Source organism: Burkholderia sp. AU45251, from assembly GCF_030482905.1.
In the GTDB taxonomy this organism is placed as follows: domain Bacteria; phylum Pseudomonadota; class Gammaproteobacteria; order Burkholderiales; family Burkholderiaceae; genus Burkholderia; species Burkholderia aenigmatica.
The window spans coordinates 21391-34518 of record NZ_JAUJQH010000047.1; the positions used below are offsets into that span (position 1 = coordinate 21391).

Consider the following 13128-nt stretch of genomic DNA (forward strand, 5'->3'; position numbering starts at 1 on the left):
GCATGCGGTGACGTTGCGCGCGCAACGTCCGGTCGCATTACGTCATTCCCTTATTGCGAAAAAATTTTTGTTCATGGGACTATCGAATGCGTTGCCGGCGCACCGAGGGGGTCGCAGGCAGCGTGATGTCCATCGCAACGACCTACAAGAACATCGGCAGACAATGAACAGAACAGCGATTTTTCCGTATGCGTCCGCGTTGCTCGCGGCAGCCTTGTTGACGGCATGCGGCGGCGACGTCGAGAACGAAGCAGGCCGCACGCCGACACCGTCCACCGATGCGAGCTGCCTCGCGGTCGACAACAGCGGTGCGACGGTCGTGGTGGGCTCGAACCAGCCGGGCGACCCGTCGCTGCCGGAAGCGTCGTCGGGCTATCGCACCGGGATGAAGCCGGTCTATGCGAAGACCTATCTGGTGGCCACGTCGAACGCGTACGCGAGCGCGGCCGGTTGCGCGGTGCTGAAGAAAGGCGGCACGGCCGCCGACGCGGCGGTCGCCGTGCAGGCCGTGCTCGGCCTGACCGTGCCCGAAGCGACGGGCCTCGGCTCGGGCGGCGTGCTGCTCTACTACGATGCGCGCGGCAAGACACTGCAGGCGTATGACGGCCGGGAAACCGCGCCGGCCGCCGCGACGGAGAACTACCTGCGCTACGTCGACGACGCGACCGACCAGTCCGCGCCGCTGCCGAACGCACGGGCGAGCGGCCGCTCGATTGGCACGATCGGCGTGCCGAGGCTGATCGAGGCGCTGCAGCAGGATCACGGCCGGCTGCCGTGGCAGAACCTGTTCGGCGATGCGATCACGCTCGCGACCAACGGTTTCCCGATCGGGGGCCGGCTCGCCGACGCGATCGCGTCGAACGCCGCGAACCTGAAGCGCGACCCCGAGGCTGCCGCGTATTTCCTGAACGCCGATGGTTCGCCGAAGACGCTCGGCACCGTGCTGAAGAATCCGGCGTATGCGCGCACGCTGACGCTGATGGCGCAGTCGGGCGCGAACGCGCTGTACACGGGGCAGATCGCGCAGGACATCGTCGCGAAGATTGCCACGACGAAGGGTGCGGACGGATCGACGCTCACGCCGGGCAAGACGACCGTAGCCGACCTCGCCGCGTACCAGGCGAAGCGCCGCGAGCCCGTGTGCACGACCTATCGCAGCTACTGGGTGTGCGGGATGCCGCCGCCGTCGTCGGGTGGCATCGCGGTCGCGTCGGCGCTCGGCATTCTCGAGAATTACGACCTGAAGTCGCTGAAGCCGACGGCGATCGATCTCGAAGGCGGCAAGCCGACCGTCGCGGGCGTGCATCTCGTTACCGAGGCCGAACGGCTTGCGTATGCCGACCGCGACAAATACGTCGCCGATACGGATTTCGTGCCGCTGCCGGGCGGCACGTGGAACACGCTGCTGAACAAGCCGTACCTGAAATCGCGCGCAGCGCTGATCGACCCGACCAAGAGCATGGGCACCGCACAGCCCGGCAATCTCGGCGCGGTGCCGCTCGGCGTCGACACGACGCTGATCGAGCACGGCACGAACCAGTTCACGATCGTCGACGGCGACGGCAACGTGCTGAGCGCGACGACGACGGTCGAATCGAGCATGGGCTCGTTTCACATGACCAACGGCTTCCTGCTGAACAACCAGCTGACCGATTTTTCGGCGAACCCGGTCGACAGCGCGGGTAATCCGGTGGCCAACCGCCTGCAACCGGGCAAGCGGCCGCGCAGCTCGATGGCGCCGACGATCGTGTTCGGTCAGGCCGCGGACGGCTCGCGCGGCGATTTCGTGATGGCGACCGGTTCGCCGGGCGGCGGCACGATTCCGCAATACGTGGTCAAGACGCTCGTCGGCGCACTGGACTGGGGCCTCGACGCGCAGCAGTCCGCCGGGCTCGTTGACTTCGGCGCGAGCAACAGTCCGACGACCGCGATCGGCGGCGAGCATCCGAACGTCAACACCGCGAACAACGGAGCGAACGATCCGCTGATCACGGGGCTGCTCGCGCTCGGGCACAAGGTGTCGACGTCCGCGCAGGCGAGCGGCGTCAACACGGTGATGCGCGTGACGGTCGGCCAGTCGCCCGCGTTGCAGGGCGGCACCGATCCGCGACGTGAAGGCGTCGTGCTCGGCGATACGTTTCGGCCATAATCGGGCGGAACGCGCGGCCCCGATCTGCCGGTATTCACCAACGGGCGGTCGGGGCCGTGCATCGTGAAGGAGTCGCAATGACGAATGCGCATCTGCGTGAAATGGACGCCATCCTGTCGGTGCCGGGCTTTTTCGATTTCCTCGGCGACCTGGATTGCGACCGCGCGCTGGACAGTCGCGATGCCGAGCCGTTCGATGCGCAGTGGATGGCGTCGTTCGACGAAATCGACGGCGATCCGGGCGCAGCGGTCAACCGGCCGGCCCTGGATGCACTGAGGGAAAAGGCGTTCAAGCTCGCGTTCGGCGCATCGGGGCATGCCGGCGTGGCGGCGTGCGTATCCGACGACATCGAACTCATCGCGAGGAGCCGGTTGTCGGGTCGCACCGATGGCTGGCCGACACGCATCCTTTGGAATGCTTATAGAAGCGGCCGGTTTCCCTGCTAGCCGCTTCACCTGTCTGGTTTCCCGATCCGTGGCGACCCGCCGCGTCGCCGTTGCGGAATGCACCGTGCGGCGTGCCTCCAGAGTCCCCCCGTCTACCGTCCAATCCCGCCGCAAGCCCCCGATTGTCAAACAGTGTGAGTCAATCGTCAGCATTTGCAACGGAAGTAACAGTCCCCGCAAATCAATCGTTTTGCGCGTCCGCGCCGCTACATTAGCTCCACCTGCCGCACGTCGCGGCGAGGCATGCGACAAGCCGCACGAAGGCGGCCCGCAGCAACAACGTCTTTGGGGAGAATGACCATGAACAAGATTCGTACGATTCTGGTGGGTGCTGCACTGACCGCGATGGCGACTTCGGCTGCGTTCGCACAGACGGCCCAGACCGGCGCCCAGGGTTCCGCAGGCGTCGGCGCGCAGGTTCAGACGCCGCTGCTCGGCGGTGGCGTGGGCCTGCAGGCTGGCGCCGGCGCGAATGCGGCAGGCTCGGGTTCGGGTGCGGGCAACGTCGTGGGCGGCGCGCTGAACGGCGTCGGCAAGACGGTCGGCGGCGTCGGCTCGGCAGCCGGCAATACGGTTGACGGCGCGACGCATGCGGTCGGTTCGGCAGCGGGCACGGCGAAGGAGGCCGCCGCATCGGCCGTCCACTCGACGAAATCGCACGTGAAGCATGTCGCAGGCACGGCAAAGAGCCACGCGCAAGGCGCGATGTCGACGGCGGGCGACGTCGCCGGCGGCGCGAAGGCGAAGGCCGGTGAGGCGCTCGAAGGCGCGACGAACTCGGTGCAGGGCGGCGCATCGGTCGGCGTGAAGGGTTCGGCGTCGGCACAAGGCGGCGCGCAGTAAGCGTCACGCTTCCCGACAGAGCCCGGCCCGCTTCGATGCGGGCCGGGCTTTTTTTGTTGGTGCGCACGGCGCGCCGTTCATCCCATCCTCGATACAGGGATGCGTCGGCGTTCTCCATCGATCCGGCGACGCGACGCGTACGGGCACCTTGCCCGATGCTCGCCGGCACGGGCCCGCAACGGGCGGCGTGCGCATCCTCTGCCCATTGCCTGCCCACCATGCTTAAATAGCGGGGCTCCCGGTGGGTTGCCGGGCCGCCGCGATCGCGGCGCCGGCCGATACGGGCATGCATGTCCGATCGACATCGTGACGACAGACGACACCAAAACGCCGTTCCGGCCAGCCCGGCGCGGCCCGATAACATTCCGAGGCCTCACGTCATGACCCTTCTGTTTCGTCTTCTCGCGCTCGCCTGCGCGCTCTGGCTGGCTGCCTGCGCAGCGCCGCCTCCGCCGTCCGCCAGCACCCATGCGTCCGCCGCCGCACCGGACGCCAGCGAACGCCGCGGGCTCGGCACTGCGTGGGGCGAGTCGGTACGATCCGAAACCCGCCAGGTCGATTTCGAGCGCGCGGATCCGGCGAAGCCAACGGATCTCGCGTCGGTCTACTACAACGATGCGTTGCCCGGACATCCGCCCGCGTCCCAGGTGCGCCGGTTGCCGACGCGCGTCGCGCTCGCCAACGGCGACATCGCGCTGTCGTTCACGGACGAAAAGGGCGCGCCGCTGCATCTCGCGCGCAGCGACGGCCGCTGGCACATGGCGGGCGTCGAAGGTTCGCGCTACATGATCGTGCTGCGCAACCAGGGGCGCCGCACGTTCGAGGTCGTGTCGACCGTCGACGGGCTCGACGTGCTGTCGGGGCGGCCGGGCCGCTATACGAACGGCGGTTACGTGCTGTATCCGGGCCGCACGCTGACGATCGAGGGCTTCCGCAAGAGCCGCGACGAAGTCGCCGCGTTCCGCTTCGCGGCGGTACCCGACAGCTATGTCGCGAACGCGAAGTACGGCGATGCCGCGAACGTCGGCGTGATCGGCGTCGCGCTGTTCGCGCAAAAGGAGAACGACGAGGAGGCGCTGCGCCGCAACGCGAATCCGTTCCCCGGCAATGACAACGGCTATGCACCGCCGCCGGTACCGCGCGGCGAGTGACGGCACGTCGTGGATCGGCCGCGTGCGTCGTGACGAACGACGCACGCGGGGCGACCCTGAATCGGCGCTGCCCGAACGACATGCCGACACATACGATGAACTTCACGACAATCCTGCGCGACTCATGCGGACACGGATCAGCCCGACGAAATCGATGGTGTTGAAGCTCGCGGCGCTGGCGTTGCTGGCCTCGAGTACCGCCGTTGCCTCCGCCGAAACGCCGGCGCCCGAATCGGTGCGGCTCGCCAACGGTCACGAGATCGAATGGGTGCGCCCGGGGTTGTTCGAGGTCGATGTCGCCCGCCACAAGAAATCGGCACTGAGCGTGCCGGTCGAGCTCCGCCGCGTATTGGCCGATGCATCGAGCGTCGCGTTCCCGTCGGACCGGGTGAAGCGGATCGACGGCAAAGACTATCTGCTGGTCGTCGTCAACCGCTCGTCGAACGTCCGTCCGACCGGATATTGCGGCGCGGGCGAAGAAGGGGCGCTGCACGTGCTGGAACTGCACGGCGCCCGTGCGGTACCGCGTTTCTCGCTGCCGGTTCAAAGCTGCATCGACTCCGTTTCGCTCGAAACCAACGATGGAGCGCAATCGCCCTACCTGGCGATCGCGTGGCGCGACGAACCGGCCGGTATCGACATCCGGTGGGAATATCTCGCACACGGCGGTCCAACGCATCGCTTTTTTCGTTTCGTGAACGGCTCGTTTGTCGAGGCCGAGGTTCCTCAGTAACACGGTCGCGCTGTGGCACGATGGCCGGTCGAGTTCGCATCGCGTGATTCCCCACCTTCCGGATCGACGGAGAGCCTCATGTCGTTACCCGCTTTCAGGTACCATCCCGACCCGCTGGCAACGGGCAGCGTGATCCGTTCGGATGCGCGCTGCGTGTGTTGCGGCGCTGCGCGCGGTTACGTGTACGCCGGCCCCGTGTATGCGGTCGACGAGTATGAGCAATGCATCTGCCCGTGGTGCATCGCCGACGGTTCGGCGCACGCGCGGCTCGACGCAGCCTTTACCGACACGTACGGCATCGGCGGCGGCGAATGGGACGCAGTACCCGACGCAGTCGTCGACGAAATCGCCTGTCGCACGCCGGGCTTTCAGGGCTGGCAGCAGGAACGGTGGTGGACGCATTGCGGCGATGGCGCGCAGTTCATCGGCCGTGCAGGCGCCGACGAACTGACCGCGCTCGGCCCGCAGGCTATTGCGTCGATTCGGGAATCGACCGGACTCGACGAGGGCGGCGAGTGGGTGCGTTTCTTTGCCGCACTCGACAAGGACGGCTCGCCGACAGCGTATATGTTTCGCTGCCTCCATTGCGGCGAACTCGGCGGCTACCAGGATTGCGACTGATGGTCTGGCTGGCGGCGTCGCACGGCGATCGCAGGCCCCCATCGTCATGAAACAGAGGAATCTTCGTGAAGTTCATCCACGCGGCAGACATACACCTTGACAGCCCGTTGCACGGCCTGAGCGCGTATCCCGATGCGCCGGCCGCGCAGTTGCGCAACGCGTCGCGCGAGGCGTTGCGGCAGCTCGTGGATCGTGCGATCGAAGAGGAAGTCGCCTTCCTCGTGATCGCCGGCGACCTGTACGACGGCGACTGGAAGGATCACAACACGGGCATCTTCTTCGGCCAGCAGATGGGGCGCTTGCGCAAGGCCGGCATCCGCGCGTTCGTCCTCGGCGGCAACCACGATGCCGAAAGCGAGATGACGAAGAAGCTGACGCTGCCCGACAACGTCACCGTGTTCGGCCACCGCAAGGCGGAAACCCACACGCTGCCGGAATTCGACGTCGCGCTGCACGGGCAGAGCTTCAAGGACAAGGCGGTCGTCGACAATCTCGCGATCGGCTATCCGGACCCGGTGCCCGGTTACTACAACATCGGCGTGCTGCATACGGCGCTCGAAGGCTATGCGGCGCACGCGAACTATGCGCCGTGCACGCTGGCCGAACTGCACGCGAAAGGCTACGACTACTGGGCGCTCGGCCATGTGCACGAATTTCAGCAATGGACGGGGCCGTCAACGGTGGTGTTTCCCGGCAACCTGCAGGGGCGTCATATCCGCGAGACGGGCCGCCGCGGTGCGGTGCTCGTGACGATCGAACAAGGCCGCACGCAGGTCGAGCGTCTGTATCTCGACGTGCTGCGCTGGGAAGCCGTGTCGGTTGACGCGTCCGATTGCCTGACGGTTGCCGACCTGTCGAGAAAGATCGGCCAGTCGCTGGAAGCGCTGCTGACCGTCGACGGCCACGTGCCGCGCGCGGTGCGCGTGACGGTCACGGGGCGCACGCCCGCGCACGGTCTCTTCTTCGGCCGCGCGCCGCAGTTGCGTGCGGAGGTGCTGAACCAGATCGGCATCATCGGCAACGAGCGGCTGTGGCTGGAGAAGGTCCGGCTCGCGACGTCCGCGGCCGATCATCAGCCGGGCGAAAGCGAGCAGCTTGAAGCGCTGGAGGACCTGAAGCAGATCCTGGCCGACGCCGCGCGCGATCCGGATTTCCTCGAACTGCTCGAACGCGACCTGAAGCCGTTCGTCGGCAAGGTGCGCAGCGACGTGAAGGAAGAGGTGCCGTTGCTGGCGATGGCACGTGCGGGCGAGCTCACGGCGCTCGTTGAACAGGTCGGGCCTGCTCTGCTCGCGCGGCTGGCGAGGGGGGAGTAAGCGATGCGCATCAATCAGCTCGATCTGATCAAGTACGGCAAGTTTACGGACGAGACGCTGCGTTTCCCGTCGGCCGGTGAGGATTTCCATGTGATCGTGGGGCCGAACGAGGCCGGCAAATCGACGATCCGCACGGCCGTGTCGGAACTGCTGTTCGGGATGAAGCTGCAGACGCCGCTCGATTTCCTGCACAGCACGCCCGAGCTGCGGATCGGCGGCGTGCTGGAGAGCGGCACGGGCGAACTCGCGTTTCACCGCGCGCGCGGGCGCAGTCCGCTGCGCACGCCCGCCGACGACAAGCTGCCCGACGACTATCTGGCCGCCATCCTCGACGGCGCCACGCGCGAATTCTTCGAGCAGATGTTCGGGCTCGATCATAGGCGTCTGGTCGACGGCGGCCGGAGCATTCTCGACGCATCCGACAAGCTCGGCCAGGTGCTGTTCGAATCGGCCGCCGGTGTCGGCAGCCTCGGGCCGGTGCGTGAGGAGCTCGATGCGCGTTCGGTCGAGCTCTGGGCACCGCGTCGCAGCGGCAGTGCGTTCGCGCTCGCCGAATCGTCGTTCAACGAAGCCGTGACCGAACTGAAGACGGTCCAGGTGCGCACGCGCGACTGGGTCGAACGCAAGGACGCGCGCGAAGCGGTTGAACAGCAGATCGAGCAGGCGCGCGCCGAACAGCGCCGGCTCGAAGCGCTGCGCTCGAAGCTCGAACGCGTGCGGCGGCTGGCGCCGTACCTGAAGGAGCTGACGGTCAAGGACGCGGCGCTGGCGGAACTGGGCGCGGTCGTCGAGTTGCCGCCCACCGCGTATGCGGATCTGCTGAAGGCGCAGGGCGATCTCGCGGCCGAACAGAAGGTGCTCGAGGAGCGTCGTGCCGACCTGCTCGCGAAACGGCAGGCGCGCGATGCGATCGACGCCGATGCCGACACGCTGGCGCTCGAAGTGGACATTGAAGCGCTCGATCGGCTGCGCGGCGCGTGCATGAATCACGCACAGGATCTGCTGCTGCTTGGTGCAGACGTCGAGCGGCACCTGTCCGCCGCGTTTGCCGCGGCCGCCCAGCTCGACTGGCCGACGGACGAGGTGTCGCTGCGTGCGTCGCTGCCGACGGCGCTGTCGCTGAAGACCGTCGCCAACCTGTTGCGCGAGCACGGCGCGCTGCACCAGGCGCTTGCCGGTGCGCGCGAGTCGCTCGACGAACGCACGCGCGAGCTTGCGCAGGTGCGGGAACAACAGGCGCGCCTGTCGACCGTCGATGTGCCGGAAGCGCTGCGTGCGGCGCTGGCCGATGCGCAGGGCTTTCGCAACAGCGGCCAGCGCGAGCAGGCGTTCGAACATGAAATCGCTGCTGCCGACAGCGCGCTGGCGGGTGCACTCGATGCGCTCGGCCAATGGCGCATGCCGGTCGACACGCTGCGGGCGCTCGACGTGCCGTCGGCGGCGCGGCTCGGCGCGCTGCTGAAGGAAGACAGCGAACGCGCGAGCGCCGCCGCTGCGGCACGCGACGCGCGGGACGGCGCGCTCGAAGAGCTCGAGCGGCTCGAACTGCAGGAGAAGCATTTCGCGGAGAACCACAAGGTCGTCACGACCGCCGACGTGCTGGCGGCGCGTGCGCGGCGCGACGGCGCATGGGGCGATATCCGCAGCGGCGCGGTCGATCTCGTCACGGGCGCACCTGCGGTCGACGACGCGATTCGCCTGGCGGACGAACTCGTCGATGCGCAGCTCGGCGCGACGCAGGCGGCGGCGACGTTGCAGTCGCTGCGTCAGCAGGTCGAATCCGCGCGCGCCGGCGTGACGCGCAGGCAGGCCGCGCTGGAAGAGCGCGAGCGTGAGTTCGCCGCGCATCGCGACGCGTGGGCTGCACTCGCGACGACGGCCGCGGTGCCCGGCATGCCGCTGGCGGCGATGGGCGACTGGCTTGCGAAGCGCGACACGGTGTTCGCCGCGCAGGCCGACCTTGATCGGCAGCGCCGCGAATTCGACACGATTCGCGCCGCACGGGCCGGTGCCGAAGCCGCGTTGCGCGCGGCGCTGCGCACCGTGTCGCGAGGCGGCGAGTCGGATGGCCTGGCAGCGCTCGTCGCGAGCGCCGAGACCTTCGTCCAGTCGGCCGAAAAGGCGCTCGCGCAACAGGACAGCCTCGAGGATCGCGCGCGGGAAGCCGAACGCGGGTGTGCGACGGCGCAGTCGCGCGCCGGCCACGCGCAGACGGCCTACGATGCGTGGCAAGCGCAATGGCGCGCCGCGCTGGCCGACGCAAAGCTGTCCGCGAGCGCGGCGACGCTGGCTGCGGCGGAAGGGGCGCTCGGGCTCGCCAACGCTGTGACGGCCGAACTGGCCGATGCCGATGCGCCGCGCAACCGGATCGCTGCCATCCGCGCGGAACTGGCCGCGCTCGAGGCGGGGGCACGGCGACTGGCCGCGGCGCTCGCCCCGGAATGGCTGACGAGCGGTGACTGGCCGGACGTCGCGCGCCGGCTGACGATGCGCCTCGCGGCCGCCCGGGAAATTGCACGTGCGATCGGTCGTGCCGACGAGGCCGTGCGGCAGGCCGACGGCAAGGTCGCGGATGCCGCCGCCGCGGTGGCCGGTGCCGATGCGCGCATCCAGCCACTGCTGCAACTGGCCGGCGTAGCGTCGATCGACGCGGCGCTGCCGCTGGCCGAACGCTCGGATCGCCAGCGCCAGCTTCGGCAGGCGGTCGATGCCGCGCACGAGGCACTGGTGCGCGATGGCGACGGCCTGTCCCGGTCCGCCGTCGAAGCCGAAGTCGCGGAGCAGGACATCGTCGACGTACCGGCGCACCTTGAAGCGGTGAAGCAGTCGCTCGGCGATGTCGGCAAGCGGCTCAACGAGCTTTCCCAGCAGCAGGTCGTGGCCGATCAGGCGTTCGGCGCAATCGATGGGCAGGCGAATGCCGCCGTTGCCGAGTCGAAACGGCAGGAAGCGCTGGCGGCGATGGGCGATGCAGCCGAGCAGTACCTGGAGGCGGCCACCGCGAGCCGGCTGCTGAAGTGGGCGACGGATCGCTATCGCGACCAGAAGCAGGGGCCGATGCTCAGGCGCGCGGGCGAAATTTTTTCGGGGCTCACGCTGGGCGAATTCGCGCGGCTGACCGTCGATACCGAACGGACGCCGCCCGCACTCTATGCACGACGGACGAAGGGCGCATCGGTCGAGGTCGCGGGGTTGAGCGAAGGAACGCGTGACCAGTTGTTCCTCGCGCTGCGGATCGCGGCGCTGGAGCTGCAGCTCGGCAGCCGGACCGCGCTGCCGTTCGTCGCCGACGACCTGTTCATCAACTTCGACGATGCGCGCGCGAAGGCCGGGCTCGACGCGCTGCGCGATCTGTCGACGCGCACTCAGGTGCTGTTCCTGACGCACCACGACCACCTGCTGCCGCTCGTGAGGGATGTATTCGGCGCGCGGGTCAACGTGGTCGAGCTGCAGCGCGCGCCGGTGGGTGCGTGACGCGCGGCGTGCGTGGAGGCCGGCGCTCGGGCAGGGTCATCGCAAGCAGGTAGTATGTGCGGTTCCGAAATGCCCGCGGCCGGTTCTGCCGGTCGCGGGTCAGGCCACACGAGGGGGGAATATGAAAAAGCTGGTAGCCGCCATCGCGTTCGCGGCGGACAAGCATCGCAATCAGCGGCGCAAGGACGAAGAAGCGTCGCCGTACATCAATCATCCGATCGCGCTTGCCGACGTGCTGGCCAACGAGGCCGGCGTCGAGGACGAACGGGTGATCGTCGCGGCGGTGCTGCACGATACCGTCGAGGATACCGAGACGACCGAGCAGGAACTGCTGAGGCTGTTCGGCAAGGACGTGGCGGACATCGTGATGGAAGTCACCGACGACAAGTCGTTGCCGAAGGAGGAGCGCAAGCGCCTGCAGGTCGAGCATGCGGCGACCATCAGCCGGCGCGCGAAGCTCGTGAAGCTGGCCGACAAGATCTGCAACCTGCGCGACATCGCGCGGCATCCGCCTGCGGACTGGCCGCTCGAGCGCAAGCAGGCGTACTTCGACTGGGCGAAGTCGGTCGTCGACCCGATGCGCGGCGTGCATCCCGGTCTCGAGGCGATCTTCGACACCGCCTACGACGCCAGGCCGGCGGACTGAGGCGCCTGCATGCGATCGACCCGATCCGTCGGATCCGCCGCGCCGCAATCGCCGGTCGTGGCGGGTGTCGATGTGGGCGGGGAAAAGAAGCAATGCGATCTCGTGATCCTGCGCGGAACGACGGTCGTCTGCCGCGAGGCGCAGATCGCGCCCGAGGCGGTGCCTGCGCTGTGTCTCGCCTATGACGTCGTGGCCGTCGGTGTCGACGCACCGAGCCTGTGGTGGGCGGGGAGCGGGCGCCGGGCGGCCGAGCAGGCGCTCGCGCGCGAGCGGATCTCGTGCTTTCCGACGCCGTCGCGGGAGCAGGCGGTCGCGAGCACGTCTGGCTTCTTCGACTGGATGTTCATGGGAGAGCGCGTCTACCGCGCGCTCGCGGACGCCTATCCGCTGCTGACCGGCGCGCGCTATGCGGGCGGGCGCGCGAGCTTCGAGACCTATCCATATGCGATCACCTGCGCGATGCTGGGCAAGTCTGTTGCGTCGGCAAAGCAGAAACGCAACCAGCGCCGGCAATTGCTGGAGCGACTGGGGATCGACGTGTCGACGCTGAAGTCCGTCGATGCGCGAGACGCGACCCTTTGCGCGTTGACGGCGCAATGCGTCATCGACGGGAACGCGCATGCGTATGGCGATGCGGAGGGCGGATATATCCGCGTGCCGATCGTGAGCGAGACGATCGTTCTCGATGCGCGGTAGCTGCGTCCCGCGGCCGGGGCGTAGAGATAAGGTGAGCTTTTGCGGGAGCGAAGCAGCCGGTGTGTCGACAAAGGTGTCAGGCGGCGACTGTCAGCCGGCAAGCATCGGGATGGCTGGCGCACACGACGTGACGCCGGTGCGCGACGCGATCCCGAGCGGCGCTGCTCAATCCTCGAGGATGGCTTTCGGCACGCTGGCCAGATCGCAGGCTTGCGCCTGCTCGAAGTAGCCTTCGGCATCGTCGATCATCACGACTGCGACGTCGATCAGCTCGTCGAGCCGTTGCAGCAGCGAATCACGCCACTCGATGTCTTCGTCGCGCTCGGGCGTCTTGTCCAGCTGCTCGATGATCGAGTCGGCCGTCTGCAGGAAAGGAATCGCCTGCTGATAGTTTTCGATCGAGACCATCGCCGCGTTGCGCGCGCCGACGAGTCGCTCGCGGTGTTCGTCCGCCAGTTCGGATTCGCCGCTGATTCGCGGCAATACATCCGAGATGCGTTGCAGAAGTGGCGGAGCCTGTTCTTCCAGGATGATGGCGCGCTCGCGCAGCGCTGCATATTCGTCGCGAAGGTCGGCGTCGCCGGGTTGAATGGTGCTGTCCATCGTGGATATGAGTGCGTGGTTCGGTCGCGGCATGATACTCGACAGCACCCGGTTCCTTGCCGGTTCCGTGGCTTCCTATATGGAAGGCAGAGCGGCTTGCGTCATATCTATGGGAGGCGGCTTCCATCGCGATGGGCGGCCTGTTGAGCCCGAAGCCCCCGTGCGCGGCAGCGCACGGGGGCTTTTTCAAAATATTTTCACAAAGGGGCTTGCGTAGTTGGGGGCGGCTGCCTACAATCACGCCTCTTTCGCGCAACGGAAACGCGGCGCGGAAGAGGGAAGCAAGGTTGGCGGTGTGCTGGAGTCTGAAGCGCGCCACTGGCCTGGAAGTTGAGCCCCGCAGTCGCAACGATGTAGTGAAAAAAGTTGTTGACGAAATGCGAAACACGGTTCATAATCTCGCTTCTCTGCTGCTGAAAACGCAGCGCTGCTGAGAAACACGAAGTTCCT

At 67.5% G+C, this 13128-nt stretch carries 12 protein-coding genes; 10 read left to right on the plus strand and 2 right to left on the minus strand.

What is annotated here, in order from left to right; genetic code table 11:
• The first annotated feature begins 163 nt into the window (after positions 1-163).
• The 10 genes from QZM67_RS38800 (at position 164) to QZM67_RS38845 (ending at position 12075) form a co-directional block, all read left to right on the plus strand.
• Complete coding sequence (locus QZM67_RS38800) at positions 164-2149, plus strand: gamma-glutamyltransferase family protein (RefSeq protein ID WP_301811556.1); 1986 nt, start codon at positions 164-166, stop codon at positions 2147-2149.
• 101 nt (positions 2150-2250) lie between these two features.
• A complete protein-coding gene (locus QZM67_RS38805) occupies positions 2251-2595 on the plus strand; it encodes a hypothetical protein (RefSeq protein ID WP_301811559.1) in 345 nt (114 codons plus the stop codon).
• 300 nt (positions 2596-2895) lie between these two features.
• Positions 2896-3438, plus strand: a complete 543-nt coding sequence (locus QZM67_RS38810) for a hypothetical protein (protein ID WP_301811560.1) — start codon at positions 2896-2898, stop codon at positions 3436-3438.
• Between the two features lie 380 nt (positions 3439-3818).
• The gene (locus QZM67_RS38815) at positions 3819-4589 is read left to right on the plus strand and encodes a hypothetical protein (protein WP_301811563.1); all 771 of its coding nucleotides are present in this window, start codon (positions 3819-3821) and stop codon (positions 4587-4589) included.
• A gap of 22 nt (positions 4590-4611) precedes the next feature.
• Complete coding sequence (locus tag QZM67_RS38820) at positions 4612-5322, plus strand: hypothetical protein (RefSeq protein WP_301811567.1); 711 nt, start codon at positions 4612-4614, stop codon at positions 5320-5322.
• A 78-nt stretch (positions 5323-5400) separates the two neighbouring features.
• Positions 5401-5943: a CbrC family protein gene (locus QZM67_RS38825; protein WP_301811570.1), complete on the plus strand. Its 543-nt coding sequence runs from the start codon at positions 5401-5403 to the stop codon at positions 5941-5943.
• A gap of 65 nt (positions 5944-6008) precedes the next feature.
• Positions 6009-7259 (plus strand): DNA repair exonuclease, encoded by a 1251-nt coding sequence (locus tag QZM67_RS38830; RefSeq protein WP_301811573.1) that lies wholly within the window; start codon positions 6009-6011, stop codon positions 7257-7259.
• A 3-nt stretch (positions 7260-7262) separates the two neighbouring features.
• On the plus strand, positions 7263-10733 hold the full coding sequence (locus QZM67_RS38835) for a YhaN family protein (RefSeq protein ID WP_301811575.1): 3471 nt from the start codon (positions 7263-7265) through the stop codon (positions 10731-10733).
• A 121-nt stretch (positions 10734-10854) separates the two neighbouring features.
• Positions 10855-11379 (plus strand): HD domain-containing protein, encoded by a 525-nt coding sequence (locus QZM67_RS38840; RefSeq protein ID WP_043185438.1) that lies wholly within the window; start codon positions 10855-10857, stop codon positions 11377-11379.
• A 9-nt stretch (positions 11380-11388) separates the two neighbouring features.
• Entirely contained in the window at positions 11389-12075 is a 687-nt protein-coding gene (locus tag QZM67_RS38845; protein WP_301811577.1) for a DUF429 domain-containing protein, read from the plus strand.
• 165 nt (positions 12076-12240) lie between these two features.
• On the opposite strand, the gene QZM67_RS38850 is transcribed toward QZM67_RS38845, so the two are convergent.
• Entirely contained in the window at positions 12241-12678 is a 438-nt protein-coding gene (locus QZM67_RS38850; protein ID WP_235996237.1) for an ATPase, read from the minus strand.
• Between the two features lie 237 nt (positions 12679-12915).
• A partial coding sequence (locus tag QZM67_RS38855) for a hypothetical protein (RefSeq protein ID WP_301811579.1) occupies positions 12916-13128 on the minus strand: 213 nt, incomplete at its 5' end.